18 protein-coding genes are annotated in these 24450 nt (G+C 37.6%); 2 read left to right on the forward strand and 16 right to left on the reverse strand.

All coding sequences use genetic code 11. The annotated features are described in order from the left end of the window. Window positions 1-699: 699 nt before the first annotated feature. The 13 genes from AABM38_RS22495 to AABM38_RS22555 all read right to left on the reverse strand — a co-directional run bounded on the left by AABM38_RS22495 (window position 700) and on the right by AABM38_RS22555 (window position 15498). Complete coding sequence (locus AABM38_RS22495) at window positions 700-1599, reverse strand: glycosyltransferase family 2 protein (protein ID WP_423408380.1); 900 nt, start codon at window positions 1597-1599, stop codon at window positions 700-702. 148 nt (window positions 1600-1747) lie between these two features. Then, on the reverse strand, window positions 1748-3214 hold the full coding sequence (wzy, locus tag AABM38_RS22500) for an O-antigen polysaccharide polymerase Wzy (protein ID WP_423408381.1): 1467 nt from the start codon (window positions 3212-3214) through the stop codon (window positions 1748-1750). Then, window positions 3201-4379: a glycosyltransferase family 1 protein gene (locus AABM38_RS22505; protein ID WP_423408382.1), complete on the reverse strand. Its 1179-nt coding sequence runs from the start codon at window positions 4377-4379 to the stop codon at window positions 3201-3203. Before AABM38_RS22505 ends, wzy begins: the two co-directional genes overlap by 14 nt. A gap of 80 nt (window positions 4380-4459) precedes the next feature. Then, on the reverse strand, window positions 4460-5350 hold the full coding sequence (locus AABM38_RS22510; protein WP_423408383.1) for a glycosyltransferase family 2 protein: 891 nt from the start codon (window positions 5348-5350) through the stop codon (window positions 4460-4462). A gap of 131 nt (window positions 5351-5481) precedes the next feature. Next, the gene (locus AABM38_RS22515) at window positions 5482-6606 is read right to left on the reverse strand and encodes a glycosyltransferase family 4 protein (RefSeq protein ID WP_423408384.1); all 1125 of its coding nucleotides are present in this window, start codon (window positions 6604-6606) and stop codon (window positions 5482-5484) included. A 72-nt stretch (window positions 6607-6678) separates the two neighbouring features. Continuing rightward, the gene (locus AABM38_RS22520; protein ID WP_423408385.1) at window positions 6679-7815 is read right to left on the reverse strand and encodes a glycosyltransferase family 4 protein; all 1137 of its coding nucleotides are present in this window, start codon (window positions 7813-7815) and stop codon (window positions 6679-6681) included. Further along, window positions 7816-8667, reverse strand: a complete 852-nt coding sequence (locus AABM38_RS22525; protein WP_423408386.1) for an NAD-dependent epimerase/dehydratase family protein — start codon at window positions 8665-8667, stop codon at window positions 7816-7818. It lies immediately after the preceding gene. Continuing rightward, window positions 8664-9299 (reverse strand): sugar transferase, encoded by a 636-nt coding sequence (locus tag AABM38_RS22530; protein ID WP_423408387.1) that lies wholly within the window; start codon window positions 9297-9299, stop codon window positions 8664-8666. The genes AABM38_RS22525 and AABM38_RS22530 overlap by 4 nt, the downstream gene beginning before the upstream one ends. 592 nt (window positions 9300-9891) lie before the next feature. Further along, window positions 9892-10779, reverse strand: coding sequence for a UTP--glucose-1-phosphate uridylyltransferase GalU (gene galU, locus AABM38_RS22535; RefSeq protein ID WP_423408388.1), 888 nt, complete (start codon window positions 10777-10779; stop codon window positions 9892-9894). A gap of 286 nt (window positions 10780-11065) precedes the next feature. Then, on the reverse strand, window positions 11066-12886 hold the full coding sequence (locus AABM38_RS22540; protein ID WP_423408389.1) for a polysaccharide biosynthesis protein: 1821 nt from the start codon (window positions 12884-12886) through the stop codon (window positions 11066-11068). Between the two features lie 294 nt (window positions 12887-13180). Then, a complete protein-coding gene (locus tag AABM38_RS22545) occupies window positions 13181-13945 on the reverse strand; it encodes a tyrosine-protein phosphatase (protein ID WP_423408390.1) in 765 nt (254 codons plus the stop codon). 109 nt (window positions 13946-14054) lie between these two features. Then, window positions 14055-14726 carry a CpsD/CapB family tyrosine-protein kinase gene (locus AABM38_RS22550; RefSeq protein WP_423410821.1) on the reverse strand — a complete coding sequence of 224 codons (672 nt, stop codon included), beginning with the start codon at window positions 14724-14726 and terminating at the stop codon, window positions 14055-14057. Window positions 14727-14748: 22 nt separating this feature from the next. Further along, window positions 14749-15498, reverse strand: a complete 750-nt coding sequence (locus AABM38_RS22555; RefSeq protein ID WP_423408391.1) for a YveK family protein — start codon at window positions 15496-15498, stop codon at window positions 14749-14751. Window positions 15499-15726: 228 nt separating this feature from the next. Here AABM38_RS22555 and AABM38_RS22560 point away from each other — a divergent pair, with 228 nt between their 5' ends. Further along, window positions 15727-16527: an SGNH/GDSL hydrolase family protein gene (locus AABM38_RS22560; protein ID WP_423408392.1), complete on the forward strand. Its 801-nt coding sequence runs from the start codon at window positions 15727-15729 to the stop codon at window positions 16525-16527. 90 nt (window positions 16528-16617) lie between these two features. On the opposite strand, the gene AABM38_RS22565 is transcribed toward AABM38_RS22560, so the two are convergent. Further along, on the reverse strand, window positions 16618-18696 hold the full coding sequence (locus tag AABM38_RS22565; protein WP_423408393.1) for an S-layer homology domain-containing protein: 2079 nt from the start codon (window positions 18694-18696) through the stop codon (window positions 16618-16620). Between the two features lie 223 nt (window positions 18697-18919). On the opposite strand from AABM38_RS22565, the gene AABM38_RS22570 reads away from it, so the two are divergent. Continuing rightward, the gene (locus AABM38_RS22570) at window positions 18920-19774 is read left to right on the forward strand and encodes a hypothetical protein (protein ID WP_423408394.1); all 855 of its coding nucleotides are present in this window, start codon (window positions 18920-18922) and stop codon (window positions 19772-19774) included. A gap of 69 nt (window positions 19775-19843) precedes the next feature. On the opposite strand, the gene AABM38_RS22575 is transcribed toward AABM38_RS22570, so the two are convergent. Together AABM38_RS22575 and AABM38_RS22580 are read right to left on the reverse strand one after the other, a co-directional pair. Next, window positions 19844-20209: a hypothetical protein gene (locus AABM38_RS22575; protein ID WP_423408395.1), complete on the reverse strand. Its 366-nt coding sequence runs from the start codon at window positions 20207-20209 to the stop codon at window positions 19844-19846. A 71-nt stretch (window positions 20210-20280) separates the two neighbouring features. Continuing rightward, window positions 20281-24324: an S-layer homology domain-containing protein gene (locus AABM38_RS22580; protein ID WP_423408396.1), complete on the reverse strand. Its 4044-nt coding sequence runs from the start codon at window positions 24322-24324 to the stop codon at window positions 20281-20283. Window positions 24325-24450: the final 126 nt, after the last annotated feature.

Here is a 24450-nt window from a genome sequence, read left to right on the forward strand (position 1 = left end):
AGATACTTCACCAACATTTCTTTTTTCGGAAAATATTATCATGATAATAATTGTGGCCTTTGAGCCGGTTAATCTATAATACCTACCTGCAACTTGAATGGTATCTATAGAAATGATCCCATAATCCTCAAAAAAGAAAAAAGACTGAATCAATTAGGTATACAAGTGATAATCTGGTGTTAAAACAGTATGAAGATGGAACAGGCAATTCACTGAGCTTATGAAACATGAGAAATAATTAGGAAATTCATTGATGGCTGAAAGAACAATTGCAGAGCAAGCAGTATAGCTTCTGCATTTAGTCAGTGCGCAATCGAAAGATTTTAACCGCTATAAAAATTATATTGCATATTATTGGAAGAACACTTGTACCTTTTCTAGAATTGATTGCTTTTTTCAGTTATAATTCTGATATTGTGTGGAATTGTATAAATATGCGATATGTTTTACTATTTAATTGTAAGAACAACGTTTTTTTGTAAAAACATCAAGATTAAATCATTATAAGAATCAAGGTTCTTCTATTGCGTCTGGAAGGAAACCAAAGTCGCAAAACTAATCTAATGTCATTTTGAAAATGACAGTGTATATTCCTTCATTTTGTTTACTTTGTTTTGGGGTTTACAATATTACTTATGATAGTCTCGAATATTGTATATTGAAGATAGTGCTAATTTATGGAATCCATATTCTTCCTCTTCATTTCCTTCTTAAATTATTGTACTTGCTGAAATATAAAATGATAGCAGCAGGTACTGCAGCAACTGTTAAAACTTTCCTAGGCGATTGTTTAATATATTCATGACTTCCAGCAATCCAACAACAATTAACATATCGCACTGCATTCTTATACCTTTCTATAAAGCTATGACTTATTTTCATTCGATTTCTAAAATATAGAGAAAAACCTTTAGGATTCTTTATCAAAAGTTTCTTATCATTAGCTGTATATCCGTCTAATAAATAGTCACCATAATAGATTATTTCATTAAGTAAAAGCCATTTATACTTGCTATCTAACTGATCGTATAAATAACCTTCAGTGATAAATTTTTCACCATTAATTTTTGGAAAAGGATAATTTTTTATTATTTCTGTTTTGAAAACCATTAATTTATCACCTTGTACGCCTAAGCGATTGTACAAATCATAGACTGTGCATGTAACTATATTTGAAGGTAGTGTTGTTCCTATTACTTGCCCCTTTGAGTCCGCTTTACAAGCAATAATACCAGCAAATTCTTTATTTGATTTTTCCGGCCAAAATTCTAGAAGACATTCGACAGCATTATGGGAGAGAAAATCATCAGAATCTAGACATAAAAACAAGTCAGTATTTGACATTTCCACCCCTGAATTGAACGCAATATGTTTACCTTGGTTGGGCTGCCGGTGATACCTAATTCTAATTAAATTATCTGAAATCCACCTATCTACTAACCTTTGTGTTTCATCAGTAGATCCATCATCAACAATTATCCAAATAAATTTATTTGATGTTTGATTAAGTAGACTCTCATAACACTTTACTAATGTATGAGCCCTATTATAGGTTGGTGTAAAAATAGTAATCTTGATAATATTCCCTCCCTTGAGCAATTATAAAGATTGCTATTTTGCAGTACGGTACAAATTAAACAGCAAAACGATAGTAGTTAACACGGAAATACCACAAAAGGTTTCTAGATTATACTTTTGAGGAAGATAAAACTACATTACCAAGTTGAAATCATATCAGAAAGTTGCATTATTCACAATTTTCCTTTTTTAAAGAATTAGCTAATATTTTTATTAATAAATATGGAATTATTGAATAGAACACAATATTTCTAATTAATAATAGTGTATCTCCCCTACCTGCAGTTATAAAGAAATATAACATGACGGCGATAAATACATTTTCAACTAGAAAAAAAGCACCTTTTTTTCTTTGTGGATTTAGTATTTTAGAAAAAATATAACCTAATACAAACATAAAGGGGGCTCCTCCCCAGCTAAAATTAAGATATGACTCAGCTAGAAGGGAAAAACCTGGCCCATAATTCATGCCTAAAGTTAACATCAGCCAGTTTGCGAGAGAAATCCTCGGTACAATCCAATCTACAAGAAAACTCGGGAAAATAGCTAGAAGGGATGATAGGTAGGTTTGCCCATATTTATTATTAATTTTTTCAGGTACTAGATTCATTATTTCTATTAATGGAAACATTGAACCTCCCATCTCACCTATAGAATTAAATATAGGGTTTTTATCAGATATTATTTCTTTTGAAGCAGTAATAAATCCATTAACCCCCCTATTTACATCACCTCTCACCTCGCCTATAACAGTGAATAGAGTGAGCAACAAAATAGCACCCATTAGTAAAAAAACAGTCTTTTTCCCTTTAAAAGCACTTATTTCAGTATGCCATAGTAAAACAAAACTGATCAGTAAAGCGGCTGCTTCAGTTCTAATACCAATTAGAAAAGAAAGAAATACCGCTAATAACAGTATTGATGTTAATATCTTTCTTACCATAATGTTATTTTTGTAAATAAACACAAGCAAGAATATGCCTGGGATAAAAAACATTTTTAATGTTGCAAAAATATTACCAAAAAATGTCGTCTGTTGACCAATTGATGAGGAGTCGTATTTGTAAAGAGCCATGTACCCAGAATTAAGAGAAATAATTAGTCTTGAAACGATATCTTGGAAATAAAAAAGAACAGAACCCAAAAATAATCCCCAAGCAACTAACTTTATAGCCTTAATAAGATTTGGATTATAAACATGACTAACTTTATCATCAATTAAATTACTATGTTTACAAGCTATTAAAGCGCCTAAATGTAAAAATGCTAGACCTATTAGAGTATAATAATGAGAATATAATAATGTCCTATTGTCATATAAACTATATAAATTAAATGGTTCATACGTAATCCCTAGAGAAAATAAAAAAGCTTGCCCAAAAGAGAATGAAAAAAATGATAACAAAAATAGGATATATGCAGAAATTAATTTTCTTGTTAATTTTACCCAAGTGAATAAGGAATAAATTATTAAAGAATTTCCTAACCAAGCTAAGTAAAATAAATTATTTTCATTTGGGGTTTTAATTAAGTAGTACCCAATTAGTAAAACCAATATGGTAAACATAAAATACCAAAATATTAATAAAGTTTTTGTTCCATTACTCATATAATTGTTCTGATTAAAACTCTTCAAATCTTGTCCTCCGCAAATTATATAAGTCTACATAGATATTAGAATTACTCTTAACATCATATTTATGAACCTTAAAAGCTTGTTTTATGCTAAAAATATCTACTTCTTGCTCTTTTTTATTATAATTTAAAATTTCTCTTACCCATTGCTCAGGGTCATTTAAATCTAAAAATTTCACTATTCCTATTCCTAAGTCAGCTTCTTTTGTAATTTGTTTGGAAACTATACATGACCTACCAGCTGCCTGAGCCTCAATTAGCGCTAAAGGTAATCCCTCGTAAAGCGAAGGCATAATAAAAAGATCAAATACATTTAATAGTTTTGGAATATCACTTCGCATTCCAAGAAATTCTACATATTGACTTAAGCCTTTTTCTTTAACTTCTGAAGCAAGTTTTTCCTTTAACTCCCCATCTCCAACAAAAAAAATCTTGAAATCAATTTCTAAGTCAGCAAGTTCTCTAGCAATTAATAATGAGAAATGATGATTTTTCACTTCTTTTAGATTACCTACTTGACCAATAATTAATGTTTCATTCCCAATATCTAAATCATTTTTCAAGGAATCTATTTCACTTGTCGAAATAGATAAGTAATCTTCTAAATTCACTGCATTTGGAATTACTATCCCTTTTTTCGAGAAATTCTCTCCAAATAAATATTGACCAGCCTCTAATCCACAGGCAACTAGCGAAGTTGAGTTTCTTAAAATGAGTGATTTCATCAAATCTTGATATAATCTTCTAGTTCTTGAATCTTTTAAAGTATCACGGGTACTGTGTGCATGAGCAATCCGTATTTCTATTCCAGCAATCTTTGCAGCTTTAACTACCCATCCAATATTAAACAAAGTGTGGGCATGTATAGCTTGATAAGGACCATTATTTTTTATTATTCTTACTAAATTATTTATAAATTTCCACGGGAAAATAGGATTAAACGGTTTTAAATAGTAAATTCCCCCTCCTAATTTTTGTATGTCCTCATCAAAGTCACATTTGTTTGAATTAGTAATTGAAATAAAATCAAATTGTACTTTGTCATGGTCAATATTTCGATAAATATTCATTATCATAGTTTCAGCACCGCCACGGTTCATTCCACCGGTTACATGCAATACTTTTTTTTGAAAATCACTCTTTTTAATAGAATTTTTTTGTTTCATCAGGTCAAACCTCATTTTTTACTAAAATTAAACCTTCTTGCTATACTACAATCCTGATTCATTCACAGACTAACATTCATCTAATCTTTAAACACAGTTGTTTTCTTAGTATTCATAATATATAAATATAGTAAAAATCCAAACGGTATTGATAATATAGTAATAATTTTTGCCGGAGATTCTTTAATGAAATTTCTATTTTTGGATATAAAACTACTAGAAACATAGTGAATAGCATTTCTGAATTTCACTTTAAAAGGTCCAGGCATTTTAAGTACCTGCTTACGGAAGTATGCAAAGCCCTTAGGATTTTTTCGATATTGAATGATTATGTTTTTTGTCCCACCATCAGGCAAATATTCTACATAACATAGTATTTCGTTTAAAACTAACATCTTATACTTCTCATCTAATGGATAATATTTACAGTCAAGAGGTACATATTTTTCGCCATTGAATAAAGGCAGTGGATTATCCTTAAGAATTTCACTTCGAAAAACCAATTTATAATCACAATTAAGTCTGAAATTCTGTCTTATATCATAAGTTGTTGTTTCATTATCCTCTAATATTTTGCTTATTAATTGCCCATTAGGATAAGCATCTAGCCCAATCATCCCGCTATATTTTGAAGAACCATGTAAATTCCAAAATGTTATTACTTTTTCCACTGCATCATCTGCTAGATAATCATCTGAATCACAGCACATACTTAATTCTGTATTAATTAAAGAATAAGCAGTATTATGTGCTCCATGCATTCCTTGGTTTTCTTGTCTATCATAGATTATAGGCACAATTCCCTCTTCAATCCATTTCTCCACAAGCTCTTTTGTATTATCAGTTGATCCATCATCAACTATTAACCAAATAAAATCTTTACTCGTTTGTCTTAACAGACTTTCATAACATTTCCCAAGTGTATAAGCTCTATTATAAGATGGGGTAAATACAGTAAGGGTGTAATTCAAGATATTCTCATTCTCCTTTTGTAAAAATCATTTGTAATATTTCTAATATTAATTATTACTTAATTTCTATAGTTATAGTAAAAGGATATTAAGTCTATAACTAAAAATATTATGATTTTCTAGTTCGATTTCTAAATTGATTTATACAATTTTATAAGCCGTCTTTCCATCTCATGCCATATATAATTCTTTTCGTATAATTGTTTCATTTTAATTGAAATTTCCGGCCAATCAGTTTTACGCTTTATTATATTTTCTATAGCTTTTTCAAGACTGATTGCATTATATTCTATTACCTCACCAATGGCATTTTTAGAGACTATTTCGTCCATACCAGTATTTTTAACCATAATAATTGGCTTACCTAGCATTAAAGCTTCATAGAATTTATTCGGAGCCGCAAAATAATGATTTGGTATCTTTGGATCATATATTGCAGTAACTATATCACAGCTGTTTTCCAACTCTAAAGTCTTTGAGTATTCTAGTTTACCATAATAAATAATATTACTATGTTTCGATGACAATTCATGAAAATACTCATGCAAACTACCAAATCCACCTATATGCAACTCTAAACCAGGATTATTAATAATTACTTCTGCTAACTCTTTTAGTAGTCTTCCCTCTGACAGAATACCGATATAGGCTATCTTTACTTTTTCCCTATTTAAAGCTAGCGAACTCATCTTAAAACAGGGAAATGAAGGCGAATTATGAATTATAGCTAACCTTCTAGGACTTGTACCATTAATTTGTTCCTTTCTTTTTTCAGAACATATTATTACACCTTCTGCAGAATTAATTAATTTATGATCTCTACTTTCGATAAAATTTCTTAGTATTTTAGGGACATTAAATGCATCAACATAGTAATCAAATATATCGTATATAATTTTCTTTTTTAAAATCTTTACTAAGTATCCTGATACAAAAGCAGTATCAAAATCACAAGCATGAATTACATCGTACTTTTCTCTATTTTTTAACAACCATTGAATTAAACGAAATTGAAATAAAATCAGAGGTCCGATATTCCCTTTAATTCCAACTCCATACTTAGCAGGAATGCCAAAACGATATATTGCTGCTCTACCATTTTTCAAATCTAAATATGACATATTAACATTATATTTTTCACTTCTATCCCATGCTACCACCGATACCTCATGTCCAGCCTTTATTAGACTATTTGCTTCTTTTTCTACACGTGGATCTGGTTGAACTGGATTAGACCTTAAAAATACTATTCTCACTCTACCACCAACTATTTTTACTTTATGTTAATTTTTATTCAAAAGGCGATTCAAATAACAATAACGCTAACATTATTCTACATATTTAGAATAAACTCTTTTCATTTCACCGATTACTTTACTCAGTGAATAGGCTTTAACGTTATTTAAACTGGTTTGTCCAAAAAGGTACCTTGTATTCTTTGAAAAGAAAAGCTTTTCAACTGCATGCGCAAAACTTTCTACATCATTAATTCCTACAACATAGCCATTTTCACCGTCTATTACTAAATCTCGATTTCCCCTACAATCTGTTACTACAAGAGGTAACCCAGTAGCCATAGCCTCCATAACGTTAACCGGAAGCCCTTCTTGCCTTGATGAGGAAACAGCAACATCCGCAATCAACATAAGATTAGAAACATCTTTCCTAAAACCTAAAAACTTGACTTTTTCTTTTATTCCTAATTGGATCACTTGCTGTTTGTATTGCTCTAGAAGCTCCCCTTCACCAACAAGTAAAAGTTTTATATTCGGTATATTATTTGATAAATGTAAAACTGCATTTATTAGTAAATCTTGATGTTTTCTATAACTAAGCTCTCCTGCGTATATTAATATAAAATCCTCTTCCAAAAAACCATAATTCCTACGAATTTTTATTTTATTTTCTAATGTTTGAGGTGTGAATTTATTAAAATCAATTCCGACCCCATTTACTATATTTATGTTTTCTGTTTTAAACTTACTCTTAGCAATTTGGTAATCTTCTTTATTAATTGTAATTAAACAATCAGTATATTTTGATAGCCATTTTTCAATAGGATAAAATATCAACCAATTTCTAAGAGGGGCCCCCTTAAAGAAATGAAATCCGTGTGCTGTATAGAGAACTTTCGTTCCATTTCTTCGAGATGACTTAGCAGCCAACCTTGTAAGTACGCCTCCCATGGGTGTATGACAATGGATTAAATCATAATTGTTGCTTTCTATAATTTTTTTTAGTTGCTTGTATATATTTAAATTCTCTATTTTAAAAGGTGAACGTTCAAAAGGGAGATCATAGTACTTATCACAAAAAGGTATAGAGAGGTCATTTACGTCATCAAAATCATTCCTGGCACATACATGGGTCTCGTATCCATTTTCTTTAAACCATTGTAAATAAGGAAGATGAAACACATTTATGTGTTTCTTCACTACTGTTGCTACAAACAAAACTTTCTTCATTTAATTCTGCTCCGTTACTTTTATAGATTTAGTAAAATCAATTACATAATAATCATCTTTGTAGGTAGATATACCTTTGTCGTATACCAAATCGCCAAAAACCTTAGTCACTGTAGCCATTCTTCTAAGAAGATAGTAAATAATAGGATTAATTAATTTGGTTTCCCAAATCTTCTTCCCATGGGCTTTCGCAATCAGGTTAACCATATTACTCGTTTTTACAAAATCTTTATTCTGAGGGAAAAATACTCCACTATCGAAGTTATCAATTAATAATCTTACAAACTCACATAAGTTATTAATGAAAATCATACTGCGCTTATTTTCTATATCAGGAAAAACAGGTGCCTTTAATGCAAATTTTGCTAATTTAGTATAATTACCTTTACACCCTTTTCCATAAATCATTGGCGGGCGAAGAATTGCTACTTTAAAAAGGTTTTCTTCTAAAGTTGAAATTAATTCCTCTGCCTGGAGCTTAGATTTCCCATAATTACTTTTAGGTTGAATAGGAGAATTTTTATCAATCACTCCACTTTCAATTCCATAAACACTCATTGAACTCAGAAATATGAACTGCTTTACGCCTTCAACCTTTGCCTTTTGAGCAACTCCATAGGCTAAATCGCGGTTCACTTTGTAATATAGGTCAGCATTTTCTTTAGTTTCCTTTATATGTGCTATTCCAGCCACATGGAAAACTACATCATACTCCCTAAAGTCTTTATCCTTCCAAGAATCATCTCTTAAACTAATAGATTCTAACGAATAACTATCTGGGGAATTTTCAAGCCACTTTTCTAGACTTTTTCCTACATAGCTATTTTTTCCAGTTATAAGTATTTTTTTCATCTAGAAATGCTCTCCTTAGTACTCGGTACTTCCTTCCTTCCCAATGTTCCAGTCCCACCTTCAACAACTCCGTTGCTCTTAGCAACACTTATAATGGTCCAAAAGAAACACTTAACATCCATCCAAAGGCTAATCTTCTCAACATACTCCCCATCCAACTTTGACTTAACTTCAATAGGAAGCTCATCTCTTCCATTAATCTGTGCCCAACCTGTTAAACCAGGTGGAACTTCATTAGCACCGTACTTGTCACGTTCAGCAATTAAATCATACTGATTCCAAAGTGCTGGTCTAGGACCAATAATACTCATCTGACCTACAAAGATGTTCCATATCTGAGGTAGCTCATCAATTGAAGTCTTTCTTAGAAACTTACCCACCTTTGTGATATACTGTTCTGGATTACCTAATAAATGAGTTGGAGTGTCCTTGGGCGTATCTATTCTCATAGTGCGGAACTTCAAGATATTGAAATGTGTCTTGTTGATTCCAACACGTTTTTGCTTAAATAGAACTGGGCCTCGTGAATCGAGCTTAATAGCAATAATTAGAATTAAAAAAATCGGTGATAAAACTATTAGTCCTATTAAAGATAGCATAATATCAATCAGTCTTTTTCCCTTCATATACATCCAGCTACACTCCTTAAAATTTGTTCTTTAGTAGATTAGGACTTAATTAGAACCTCTAACCAACTACTAAACCACTAAAATTGCATCTACTTCTTATACCCACGTCGTAATATCTATTCAATCTATAATACAAATACTAAATAGATATTCACTGTATTATTACTCCAAAACCAATTCCTATTTATTATATATATATACCATTGGATCATTCTACAATTCTCACTAAAAACGCTCAAAAGCCTTATCCCACAAGGGTTTTAGCACTCAATATAAATACGATACTCATCTCCTTAAATGGAATCAACCAATTTTTATAATATTCCCACTTAATAGGTCTCTTAAATCACCGTTTCCATATTCTATATTTCCTTTTTATCTTATACATAGTAACCCTAAGAGCATTATGCCCGTAGTTAATTTCCATCATATATTGTCTATTAAATCGATGTTTCATTCAGCGTATTACCGTTATCATTTCGATCATAAAACCCACCACTTTGAAATAACTCTATTTTTTTATCAAGTAATTTCTAAGGAGTAAATACCAACAAAAGACCCAAGTCCATAAATATAATCCGAACTTGGGTTCTCTTCAATCACACTTAACTTTCGCTTTTTCCATAACCTCATCCAGATATGCCAGCAACTCTGCTCTCAAACTTTCATCCTGCAAAGCAAACTCCACAGTCGTCTTCACAAACCCAATCTTCTCCCCAACATCATATCGCTTACCCTCAAAATCATAAGCAAATACACGCTGAATCTGATTCAACTTCTGAATGGCATCTGTCAACTGAATCTCCCCGCCAGCTCCAGTCTCCATCTCATCCAAAAACATAAAAATCTCAGGAGTAAGAATATACCTTCCCATGATTGCAAGGTTGGAAGGAGCTGTTCCAGGCGCAGGCTTCTCAACAAAATTCTCCACCTGATACCTTCTTCCTCTTTGAACAGAAGGTTCAACAACCCCATACCGATGGGTCTCCTCATCCGCCACCGTTTGCACACCAATAACAGAAGAATTTGTCTGCTCATACTGATCAATTAGCTGGCGCAAGCAAGGTGTATCACTTTGCACAATATCGTCACCTAGTAAAACCGCGAAAGGCTCATCACCAATGAAGTTCCTAGCACACCAAACCGCATGCCCAAGGCCCTTAGGTTCCTTCTGGCGAATATAATGAATATCCGCAAGATTAGTAGAATAGCGTACCTTTTCAAGGATATCCAGCTTACCCTTTTCCATCAGGTTCTGTTCCAATTCATGAGCAAAATCAAAATGATCTTCAATCGCACGTTTCCCTTTACCAGTAACAATGATAATATCCTCAATACCAGATGCAATAGCCTCTTCAACTATGTATTGAATAGTCGGTTTATCAACAATCGGCAACATTTCCTTTGGCATCGCCTTAGTCGCAGGCAAGAACCTCGTACCTAACCCCGCCGCAGGAATAATCGCTTTCCGCACCTTCTTCAATTAAAACTCCTCCTTACCAAAATAAAGCTTCAAAACCGAAGGTTTTGTTAAAAAAGCAGCTCCAAATAATAAATAAACCACTATGAAAACTGAAATGTTTTCGCAGACATACCCATACAACAAAGAAAACCGAAATGTTTTCAATAAACAATCCACACTCATCTATCAAGGATAATACTTCAATCCCAGAAAACCGAAAGGTTTTCGCAAAAAAAATATCCCTCAATCAAAAGAACCAAGTTCCATCTATTATATATACTGTTTATATAGTGGCTTTTCACCGTCATCACTTCGCCACCAAATAAACTCGATTTTTTCGTCTGTTGGCAAGATTAATCACATACTCCTTCAACTGAGCAGCATTAAAATTCTCGAATCGTTCAAGAAGGAATTGAATCTCTTCTTCCTGCTCCAACACAGCCTGCCCAATAAATATCTTTGGAAAAATCGGCTCAGGATGAATCTCGTTTTCATTAAGCAATTCCTCAAACATCTTCTCCCCAGGTCGAAGACCAGAGAATCGAATCTCAATATCCTCAGTAGTATATCCCGAAAGGGTTATGAGATTTTTAGCAAGATCAACAATCTTAACCGGCTCCCCCATATCAAGCACGAAGATTTCTCCCCCTCGCCCTAATGAGCCTGCCTGAATCACAAGCCGAGAAGCTTCCGGAATCGTCATAAAATACCTAGTCATATCCGGATGAGTAACTGTAACCGGCCCTCCAGCCTGAATCTGCTTCTTAAACAGCGGAATAACACTTCCACGGCTTCCAAGCACATTCCCAAATCGCACAGCAACAAACTTTGTCTGACTGTGCTGCGCAAGCGATTGTATGATCATTTCCGCAATCCGCTTTGTTGACCCCATTACGTTAGTAGGATTAACAGCCTTGTCCGTAGACACAAGCACAAAAGTCCCAACACCAAATGTGTCAGCTGCTTCTGCTACGTTCTTCGTACCAAAAACGTTATTCTTTACAGCTTCACGTGGATTGTATTCCATCAACGGAACATGCTTATGCGCAGCTGCATGATAAACAAGATCTGGTGTGTACTCTTCCATGACTTCAAACACTCTGTCACGGTCCTGGACGTCCCCAATCACCGGGATGATCTCAATCTCTTGTCCATATTTATTACGCAATTCCATGTCAATTGTATAAATACTGTTTTCTCCATGCCCTACTAGTACTAATTTTGCCGGTTTGAACGGGCAAATCTGGCGGCAGATTTCGGATCCAATTGATCCACCTGCACCGGTTACGAGAACAGTTTTACCAGAAACATATTCTGAAATCCCTTCAATATCGAGCTTAATCGGATCTCGACCCAACAAGTCCTCTACCTCAACATCACGGAACTGGCTGACTGGTGTCTTTCCGAGCATGACGTCTTCTATTTTTGGCATGATTTGCGGTTTAATCTTAGTTTTTGAACATTCTTCAAAAATTCGTGTCAATTGCTTCTTGTTTAATGAAGGAATCGCAATGACGATTTTATCGATATTGTATTTTTCTACTGCGGCTGCGATATCCATGCTTGTTCCTGCTACTGGAATACCGAGGATATGCAGCTTGTATTTATTTGGATTATCATCAATAAATGCTGTTGGCATCAAGCCTAAGTCGCGGTTGTTTTTCAGCTGTCTTGCGACTAGTGTACCTGCTTGTCCGGCTCCGATGATCAATACTTGCGTCATATTTTTATCAGCTTTGATGAAACGGTCGCGGGTGATCCGCCACCAGAAGCGGCTTCCGCCGATCAGCAGGATCAAAAGCGTCCATGTGCTGAAAAGAACCCTGCCATATACGCTATAGTCCATCATGTATTGGAACAAAGTAACCATCAGCATTGAAATCGTCACTGATTTTGTAATACTGATCAGTTCTCCTACGCTTGCATATTCCCACGCTTTGTTATAAAGCAAGAACATGGAAGCGAACAAATGATGACATAACAGAAGAACCATTGCCGTCATGAAAATATTTGTGTTAGAAAAGGTTTCAATGCTTGGATGGAGTGGTATGTAACTAATGAAGACTGCAGCGAAAACTATGACAGAATCAAGACCCGCCAATAATAATAAACGTTTATGATAGCTCATCCTTATCCCCCTACTATACTCTTTACCTTGCTAAAGTCCTGTGGCAAAATAAATATCTAATAAAAGTACACGTGTCTTCACATGTATTTTCATTAGATATCTATTTGTTGTGTTAAATTTTAATAAAATTGGGCATCTAACCCGCCCTCACACCATGCTATCGACAACTTTCGTGTCTAAGGCCTGCTTTTCTAGCATCCCACAGCATGATCGAGTGCCTCCAGGGGTAACGGGTAGGAGGCATAGCCGGTCAGTTTTGTTCTGACAAAGATATATGTTGATTCTAGTTGTGTTTTAGAAGAGTCCAAGAAATTTTTTCTTTTTCACATGCTGCGGAACTTCCCTTAATACGTTACTTCCTTCTAGAAGCAATTCAGCGTTTTCTTTAAAAAGATAAGTCATATCAACACCATAGCGGTTGTGAATGTGATCATAAGCATTTTCTAAATGAAAAGATCGGCTTGTTAAATTATGAGCATCCGAAGCAATAAAATGAACAAGGTTTGCTTCAATAAGTTGCTCAGAAAAGCTCTTCACTTTTTTACCGAACTTCCCATTAACGCTGGAAGCTGTGACCTGTGAAAGTGCACCCTTTTTAATAAATTGATATAAAAGGTCCGGCTTTTCTACCATTTCCTGGTTACGTTCAGGATGGACTATAATTGGAATCAAGCCTTTAAGCTGAATATCAAATAATAACTTTTCTGTATATCGAGGTACATATCCTGACGGCAGTTCAATAAACAGGTATTGAGTGTCATTTAATGTTTGAATTTCTTCATTCTCAAGGCCTTCCAATATTTCACCGTGGATTGCTGGTTCTTGACCAGGAAGTATTGTTAGAGGAATACTTTCTTCTTTAAGGCGTTCGTTTAATAGTGCTGTTTTTTCAAGTATTATTGCCCTTGTATTTTCATATCGGCCATTCATATGGTGGGGAGTAGCAATGATCGTATGAATTCCTTCTTTAACAGCCGCCTTTGCCAGTGCGACAGAATCCTCCATTGTTTTTGCTCCATCATCAATCCCTGATAAAATATGACAATGTATATCAATCATCGCTAACACTCCTTTCCATTATTCTGGAATTTTCATAGGTCTTTTACCATATTAACATGTCAAAAAAATACGGTAAAGGGTGTAAAATGTCATGTTTTGTCGAATCGTGTTATTTTTGTCCGTAATAATAATAGTAATTGGATTCGGTAAGTTTTTTGTTATTCAATACCGCTCCCAGAAGTTTTCCTTGGGACGCGATCAACATATCTCTCGCCTTGGCTGCTTCTTCTATTTCTGTCTTGCCACTTGATACTACTAGTATCACGCCATCACACTTATTTGATAATATTTGTGCATCCGCGACCGCCAATACAGGCGGAGTATCAAAAATGACATGTTCAAACTGTTCCATAGCATGCTTCAAGAATGTATCCATAGATACAGAGCTTAAAAGTTCAGCTGGATTCGGAGGTATCGGGCCACTTGATAGTATTGATAATCCAGAAATACTAGATTCTACATATGCCTCTTCTAGTGGTCGCTGCTTTGTTAAAACACTTGTCAATCCAAATGTATTTGTCAGGTTAAATGTATAATGGACAGTTGGTTTTCTTAGATCCGCATCTACCAGCAACACTTTTCTTCCTTGCTGTGCGAACGTTACTGCTAGATTCGCAGCTGTTGTAGACTTGCCATCTCCAGGTCCCGCAGATGTTACCATGAGTGTACTTAACTCTTTATCCACAGATGCAAATTGGATATTTGTACGGATTGTTCTGTATTGCTCAGTAATAGGTGACTTTGGATCTAAAGCAGATACAAGCTTCCGACGATTATCCATAGTCATTTTTTTATTCTCTTTTTTAAGAACCAACAGACTCACCTCTTACTCTAGCTTTTCTTTCATTTCGGCTGCTTCCTCTATTTTGGATGTGTGAATCGTCAATCCTTGCAATCACACCAAGAAGTGGAAGTCCAAGTGTTTTTTCAATATCCTGCTCATCTTTAATTGTTGTATCAAAGTATTCTAATAAAAACGCTAGACCTACTCCAGCCATTAATCCTACTACCAAGCCGATAGCGATATTTAATAATGGTTTCGGCTTAATCGGAGACTGTTGATCAACTACTGTTGCTTTCGCCAAAATGCTTACGTTATCTACTTTCATGATATTTGCAATTTCTCTAGTGAAAACCTCAGCCGTTTTATTTGCTATTTTAGCAGCTTGGTTTGCATCGGGATCTTGGACCGAAATATTTACCACTTGAGAATTCTGTTCACTTTGGACAGTTATCTTTCCATTCAACTCAACAGCTGTCATGTCTAAACCTAATTCTTCATTAACTAGGTCCAAAATGGCTGGACTTTTAATAATGACATTATATGTGTTAATTAATTGCAGGTTAGTCTGGACTTCATTATAGTTGTACATGCTTTGTTCATTCTTCGATTGGTTGACTAATAACTGCGTAGACGCTTGATAAATAGGGGTTAGAAGAAAGAAACTAATCACACCACTAACAGTGACTGCAAGTAGCGTAATAATTACTATTAAACTCATTCTTTTCTTTAGTGTTTGTAACAATTCTTTTAAACTAATTGTCTCCTCCATTATGCTCCTCCAGTTTATGTTAAAAATTCCTTATAAATAATACCATATTTTATTGAATAATTTGTTGTTAATTGTCATAATTTTAATATTGATGTAATTTAGTTGCTTACTTGAAACATTTTAACGCTTTATCCAATTAAATGAAAGCCATATTTTGTAACTGGAAAAATTTATTAGTTTTGTTTTACAATTGATTGGGATATAAAACAAATTTGGAGGATTATTAATATGAAAGCTTTTTTCACTACCCTGCTAGCCATTGTATGTATGGGTGTTCTATTGTGGGGTAATATTCATTGGACACAAAAAACAACTGTTACAGCGAAAAAAAATGAGAGTCCGGTAGTTACTGAAACGGAGAAAAATAAAGAAGTAAAAAAAGAAGATACGGAGGCTCCTTCTAATTCTTTGGTAGAGTTTACGAAGAATTGGCCTATACAAGGCGTTGAAGGATTTCAAAAGTCGTTAGAAGATAAACGACCTTATAAGATATTAATGATTGGTTCTAAAGCCCTCGGTGAGGAACAATCAGGTTGGGCAGCTTTAACGAAAGAAAAATTGTTGGAAACATATGATGAAAAGTATATGAATGTTGATATACAAGTGTTTGATGAAACATCTCGTGACTTTGTAAACAATGACGGAGCTGAAACTATAATAGATGGACAGGCCGATATGGTTTTATTTGAACCTTTTACATTAATGGATAATGGAGAAGTCTCTATAGAGGATTCACTTAATAATATTCAAACAGTGATGGACGAAACGCTGGAAGCCAATCCAGAGACTGTGTTCATTCTGATGCCTCCACATCCCATTTACAACGCAACTTTTTATCCTAAACAAGTAGAAGCTTTAAAGGGATATGCAGAAGACAACAAGATAGCATACCTGGATCATTGGGAAGCATGGCCAGACTTTAAAACAGAAGAAGTGAAAGAATATATTACTTCTGACAATAGCCAGCCTAATGAACAAGGACATGAGCTGTGGAGTAAGTTTATGACGGGTTATTTAATTAGCAAATAGTGTTACAGGCATCTTCCTTTGGATGGTGCCTGTTTCTATGTATTAAGTAACATAAAGTCCCGCAGTGATGAACTGCGGGACTTTTTTGTATTAATTATTGAAAGTGTCGTCTAATAGTTTTGCAGATACTAGGAAATTAGCAAGAATTGCAGCCATTTCATTTCTTTGAGTGTAGCCGTTCGGGTTGAATGTTCCGTTGCCTTTACCTTTTACGATTCCTGCCTGGTAAACAGCTTCAACTCCTGATTTAGCCCATGAGCCAACTTGTTTTGCATCTTTGAAGTCTTTTAATGATTTAGACTTGTCTAATTGGTTGAAGTCATAGTTCACGAATGAGATTTTCATTGCGCGCTCGATCATGGCTGCTGCTTGTGCACGAGTGATTTTTTCGTTAGGAGCGAATGTGCCATCGCCCTTGCCCTGGATCACTCCGTATTTAACTGCTGCAGTCAGTTCACCATTTTTAACAAACCATTCGATTCCTTGTACGTCCTTAAAGCTTCCATCGTATTTTTGAGTCGGAAGACCAAGTGCACGCACTAAAAGGACAGCAAATTCTGCACGGGTCATGTGCTTGCCTGGCTCGTATTCACCTGTTGCTTTTCCAAAAACGATATACTTTGAAGCAAGTGTTTCGATATATTCCTTCGCCCAGCCGCTCTTTACATCTTTGAACGTTTTGCTGTTTTCGACGATTGTGTATTCTGAGTTTGTCAATGATTTTACAGTCGCTGTTTTGCCATTGAATAAAGTCGGGATCGCTGCGAATGTTCCATCTGAATTTACTCTTACTGCTACCGATTTTTCTTTGTTAAAGTTTGCGTCACCGACGATTTCACGTTCAACATAAGTTGAGAATTTAGAAATTGCCTCTTTCTTGTTACCAGCTACCGCTTCGATTGTGAAGTCGATAACGTCGGAAGCAAGCTTAACTCCTTTAACATTTGTGTTGACAACGTTTACGTATATATTGATTTTAAGGTTATCTGCTGTTGTACCAAGCTTTGCAGCAAGATCGGCAATTTTGATTTCCGATACTGGTAGTTTGTAAGAAGCTTCAGCAGTCGTGATTTCAACAACAGCTTTTGCATTTTTCTTTGCTGCTTCTGTGAACAATGCAGCAGGTACTTCTGCTTTAGCCTTTTCGCCAGCTGCAGGTGTTTGAAGAACCACTTCAACTGTGTTCTTTTCTGCAGAGATTAATGCAACGATTTCAGCTACCTTCTCGGGAACAATTTTCGTAATTACCTCCACCATTCCAGATGGGTTCTTTTCCCTTACCACTTCAGCAGCTTTTTCAGGAAGACTAATAACGTTTGGATCAGGTGTACCAGGTGTTACTGGTGGAATTGTTCCGCCTCCACCACCGCCTACTGGAGGTGTTGACCCGCTGTTAGGGTTGCCGGCTTTAAGCGCTGCAAGAAGAAATGCATCTTGGAAAGTTTTAAGATCAGTAGATTTGATGAGATTTTTCTCTACTAATTTCTCGTTAATACGATTCTTCATTCCTAGCAGTCCATCAAGGTTTGTTCCCATTTTAGAATAAAGATCGGTATTCAATTTTGCATAGGCAGGATTGGACGCGATTACATCATCTCTAATCTCTTTTACAACCGATTCAAGTGTCCCATCACCTAACGCTTTTAGGAGCTTATCCTCATATTTTTCGCTCCACACCATTTTCTCCGTATCAATTAATAATTGAAGGATTAAATCGATTGAATTAGGACCCATTACCTTTTCGATCGCTTGGCCAGAAGCAGATGCTTTAAATGCCGTATATTTGGTCGCTAGATTCGTAGCATTTGAATCATAAACGAATGTTGCGATATCTTTTACAACTGCTTCAGCTTTTACAGAAGTGTTTACAGCCGTAAGACTAGCTTGCATTTTGTTTTTAACAGGCGCGGTTAATACATAAGTCCAGTCATCGGAAGTAAATGTAAAATTATCCTTCAACGCGGCTGCTACTGTATTGAACAGTTCCTTTTCTCCAAGGTTGCTATAAATAAGAGTCACACGGTCAACTGCTGTATCTACTGTCGATACTTCTGCAGCATGTGCTGTCGAAGTTTGTAGTAATAAGCCTGTAGATGCAAGTGGTGCGAATGCGATTGATGCTGCGATAATCGCTTTGATTGTCTTGTTGCTAAATGGATACTTCTTCACTTTTAACTCACTCCAGTATGATTTTTCTCTTAAAATCTAGTTTTTAACTAGTTTCTATGTAGATAGGTCTATAGTACTTCATTAATTTACCAAAAACAATGCTTTATTTAGAATATGTCGAAAATTGGAATTTTCTATATTTTAGAATTAGCTCCTTTTTACGACATTTTTATGGTAATATTTATATGTTTTTATGGATACGGGAAGGGAGAAACACCAACTGATGAAAAAAACATTAAAAATGGCGATTTTCACTGTTCTGGTACTGCTTGTAGGCGGTGCAGGAGTTTTATACTATTACTTGAATGTGAAGGAATACGACGTAGCAGATAAAAAGGTAGAGGAAATTACGAAAAAGGACTACCAGATTGACCTTCCTGATCTTGATGGTGCTGTAACTGGGGAGGATGGAAGCAGCGAGGTTCATACAGATAGGAATGCTGCGACTGCTGATCCTGATACGGACAGTGATGAACCAGGTAAAGGTGAGTCTGCTGAGGGTGCTAAAGAGGACACTAAAGTGGCGGATACAACTGGAGATGCTGAGTCGAAAGGTGATGCTGCGGTTGCTTCTGGTCATGGTTCTTCAACGGAGGCAGCGAGTAAGAAAACTTCTACCAAAAGTGACCGTTCGAAATCATCAGCTGGTACCCAATCTTCAAATAATGGTTCGGAAAATAAAGAAGATGGTAACCCAGATCGCAATACCTACAATAAGCCCGTAATAACAGCCGAAACCATCAAAGCAGCGTACCGCCCAGCCTTTGAATCGTTACAGTCACAGGCGAATGCAAAGGTTGATGCGCTTGTAAATACGGCTTTTAGTGAATACCAGTCTAAGAAACAAAGCGGCGAGTCTGTATCTATTACATACTTCTTCCAAAAGTACACTTCAGCCGGCAAGGAAATCGAGAGCAATACAGACGAAACCTTCAATTATATCTACGGAGCCCTTGTAAATGACCTAGAAAACCGAGGCTTCAGCAGTTCCGAAGCAAACGAATTTAAAACACAATACGAAAACGCCAAATCCGCTCGCGAATCAGCACTGATTAGCAAAGCGAAGTCAGCGTTATAAACGTGAACGTGGGGACGGTTCTCATGTTCCATCGTGGAACACGATGGAACGCGAGAACCGTCCCTTTGTTCATTTCCATATATAGATTATGGCTGCTGCTAAAACGATCTCTAGTGCGCCGAACATCATGATATCGTTCCAGACTGGATAGGCTGTTACCTGGTTGTGGAAGTAATCCCTGGCGATCATGTCTGCAACAAAGGCTGCGGCAAAGCTCATTACCTGAAGCGCAGCGGCCTTCCAGAATTGATTCTGTCTGGTCAGAAAGATTGCTGCCTGAATGATGATTGTCGCAATAAGGAGTACCAGTGTTATATTTTCATAGACTGCTTCATACTGCTGCGGTACAACCAGCGTACCCGTGAGCGCATACATGATATATTCATATCCAATAAAAGCTGCACCTAGCAGCAGCACAATCAGCTTCTTGATCATACCTAGTCTCCTTTGGAACGTGGGGACGGTTCTTGTGTTCCATTCTGGAACACGAGAACCGTCCCTTTGTATCATTTGATTAATTCTGCAATCTTTTCATAAACGATTTCTTGTTTTGTCATATCGCTGTGTGATGATTGGGATGAGCGTCCGACTACGACGAATGCTCGGTTGTAGGAGACTGCCTCTACTCCTTCTTCGTTTTCTCTTTGGAAGTCGGATGGTATGCCTAGCTGGCTGCCAAGTGTTACGATATTGTCCCCGAAGTATTTTTCACTCAAGACATCTTTATTTTCATCCGGCAAAGTAATACCGTGCTTTTCTAGCTCTCTCTTAATATCGGAGAATAGCTGTTCGTCGGTTTTACTTTTACCCTGAGGGCGGAAGGTTAACATAATTGGAGCCTTGTCAGATGGGATGTAATACTTATCTACTTTGCGCGGCGGGATCCGGTCCCCCGGGACATCGTCGATCATTTCGTAATACCTGCCGATCAGTCCGCCGAAGAAATAATAGTTTGTGCTGCCTTTGTTATCGGAATTCAATGGCTGCTGGCCATAATCAGGGCACCAGTTCTTTGGATCCTGATAGAACAGGTCGCTGTCTTCACGGTCAAGGTCGGCTGCCACGAGACCGCACACTCCGCCATTGTTCAGGTAATCGGAACCATAGTGAGGTGTATCGACTGTGACCAGGTTGTCGATTCTCGGATCAGAGCTGTCCTGAAGCGTTTCAATATACGTACGTGACACCAATCCGCCGGCACTGTGGCCAACCAGTGAAAAGCTTGTTTCCTGGCTGTACCCCTTCGTGACATCGACATCCTGATTTGGCAGGTAATTGGCGATCAGATTTTCCAGGTATGTCTCAAGGTGCTGGGCGGCATAAAGGACATGGTCCATGTTCTCCCAGTTAAAGACAAAGATCGATTCGTTCGCATCATACCCTTGCATTTCCAGATGCCTTGCAAGAGAATCAGCCCGCACTTCTTTAATATACTGTGCATCAAGGTGGTTATATGTCAGGTTGTCTCCTTTGTTGTAAGCTGTTTTCGTTGCGGTCAGGTAGCTTGGGACGTCCTTTGTAAAGTCAGGCTCATCCTGTCCGGCAAACAGTGACAGGTTGCCATTGTCCAGCCATGCATCGCCGCCCCATGTATCGCCAGTGTTTGAACGGATGCCGTGAAGCAGGACGACTGGCTTGATGTATTCACGTAATGGTTTGTCATCGTATTTGTCATTATCGTTGTCTCCATCCGTATCCGCATTATTCGGATTGCTGTGCGGATATTCTTTTAAATAAACCTTTGTCTTGTTGGCGTTGACATAAATATTGCTCAGTCCGCCAAGCTCATCAGCGTCATTGAATTCATCGCCATCTGTATCGGCCAGATCGAATTTGGTGGTGAATTTGTTTTCGATTGGAATCTCGATATCGGTGAACGGAATATGGAAGGTATTCTTCAAAATGAAGCCACCATTGCTTTCCGCCAGCTTTTCCACCCAGTCTGGCAGGCCATCGCCGTCTGTGTCATCATTGTCGATTTGATCCTTTGATCGTTCAAGGACGATTTCCAGATCTTCAGCGGACTCTACATGGTAGAAGTCCCCGCCTGTATCATCGGCAATTTTTTGTAAGAGGTTGTAGTCGATGTACTCGCCAAGACCAATAGTCGTAATCTTGACACCCATTTGCTGCGCCTTCGTTGTCAGGGTGTGTGTATAGTACCCTTCACCGTCTGTCAGCAAAATGATCGCCTTATCGGCATCTGCGCGTCCATTCTTTTCTAGTTCGGCAAGACCTACGGTAACTCCTGCTGCGATATCCGTTCCGCCGCTTGAATCGATTTTATCCACCGCTTCTTTCAGAGCTTCTTTATCCTCTGTCAGCTCCTGGAGCAATTGAGCCCAGCCATCAAAATCAACCACTGCTCCGCGGTCGGCGACAACGGCTACCTGGTCTCCTTCCTTCAATGAATCGATTACTTCCTTCGCACCTGACAGCCGGTAGTCATTCGGGTCATTGCTGGACATACTGCCTGAGCTGTCGATGACAAGCACAAGGTCAAGCGGCTTCTCTTGCTCTCCGCCTGCATCAGGTGCTGGAGGGTTCTTCGTGTTTTCTTCCCATGATTTTGCCCACAGGCTCAAATCACCAAGTACATAAGTCGAAAAGTGAGTCAGTGTTGCTGAGACCGTTGAATTTTCTGTGTTCACTTGCTGGTTTTCAACTGGCTCAAGCTGGTTTGTTTTCGGATTGAAGTAAAAAATCCTCAGGTTTTCCGGCTGGATGCCGTTCAGCTGGTTAGGATCGTATTCAACCGTTAGGGTTGCACTGTCAAATTGTGATGAGGTAGTGATATCGATTGGTTTGCCGACAACACCAGTACTGCCGACAAGTTTGCTGACAGACTTATCTTCTTTTATCAGCGTTGTTTCCGTTGCGTCGCCTGTCGCTGCAAATGTCAGCTGGACATTCTGCACTTCGGACTTCAGCGTTTGTTCTCTTTTTTCCAGCCCGTCGATGATGCCGTCTCCATCCGTGTCTGGGTTTAGAGGATTTGACTTGAATTTAATTTCCGTGCCATCGTCTAATTGGTCATTATCTGTATCTTCGAGCGTTGGATTTGTTTTATAGACGCCGACTTCTTCTTGGTCCTTCAGGCCATCTCCGTCTGTATCGTCCGATAATGGATTGGTCAGGAGCTGCTGTTCCTGGATTGTCGTGATTCCATCACCATCAAAGTCCTCGAGCGGGTCCGGGACACCGTCTTCATCTGTATCTGGTTTCAACGGAGAAAGTTCGGACAGATAGAGAACTTCGTAGCTGTCTGCGAGCTTATCGCCATCGGTATCCGGGTTGAGCGGATTGGTGCCAGCTGCTTCTTCGAGGATGTTGACTAGTTTATCCTGGTCATAGTCTTCGGCTCCGTCAGGAATTTTATTTCCATCTGAGTCCGGTTTGAGCGGATCGAATTTTGCTGGCATTTTTGCCTGAACTTCGAAGTAATCCGATAGTCCGTCACTGTCTGTATCCGGATGCAGCGGATTCGTTTTATACGTGTTGGCTTCTTCGCCATCCTTCAGCTGGTCGCCATCGGTATCAGGCTTAGCCGGATCTGTGCCGATTTGCCTTTCCTGTTCATTGGATAGTCCGTCGGCATCGCTGTCTGTAACGGTTGTTTCCTGAAGCTTCTCAACGGAAATCGCAACGGATTTCTCGATGAGGTACTTTTTGCCTTTTGTTGTTACTTCTATTTTTACGATGACCGTATCGGTTTGCGTATTGTTTTTCTCTGCTGTCCATTCTGCCGATTGCTTGTCGTTTGCGACGGTCAGGTTTCCGGCTGTGGCGTCCCAGCTGGCTGTATAGATAAGGTCTTTGTCTTTTGCTTCGAGAGTTAGGGTTACTTTTTCACCATAAGTGATTTTGCTCTTGGAGGCTGTTAGTGTGAATTTTTGTCCGAGGGCCTCCACTTCTGCTTTCTTAATGCCGCTAATATAGCGTGACAGGAAAAGCGAGAATTGAAGTCTTGTGATGTGGTCTCCTGGTCTAAATGTTCCATCTCCATAACCGGTCGTGATGTCATTTGCGGCGATTGCCCGGATGAAGTCGTGCGCCCAATATGTTTTCGGGACGTCTTTGAACTTTTTGCTGTATGTAGCTGGTGTCTTCAGGCTGTATGCTTTCACTAAAATCTTCGCCATCTCGGCACGGGACAGCTTGCCCTGCGGATCGAAATTTCCGTCTGCCTTGCCGCTGATGATGCCTTCCGCTACCGCAGCAGCGATTGCCTCATAGCCAGGCATACCCTTCTTTACGTCCTTGAAATTTGGATTCGGGTGGTTCTTCGTGTCCAGCTGCATTTCCCTTGCGATCATCGTGACCGCCTGCAGCCTCGTGATTGGCAGGTTCGGCCTGAACGTATTGTCCGGATAGCCGTTGATGATGCCAAGCGCCACCAGCTCGTCAATCTCTTTCTGATATTTCGGCAGATCCTTGAACCCCTTTTGCGGGCTGGCAAGGGCCGCGGCTGACAGCGACTGCATGATCAGGAACACGATCAGCAGGACCGGGAAAGTTCTTTTAGTTTTCTTGGTAAACCTTAACCTCACATATACTCCCCCTAGACTCGGAATTCGTTCTCAGTTAACAAGTATATTGTTCGTTATAAGGAACGATTCCTTCTGCATGGAAAAGAAAAAAATTGGAACGTGGGGACGGTGGTCAAAAAAACACCT

The organism is Heyndrickxia sp. MSNUG, from assembly GCF_049532715.1.
GTDB lineage: Bacteria > Bacillota > Bacilli > Bacillales > Cytobacillaceae > Mesobacillus.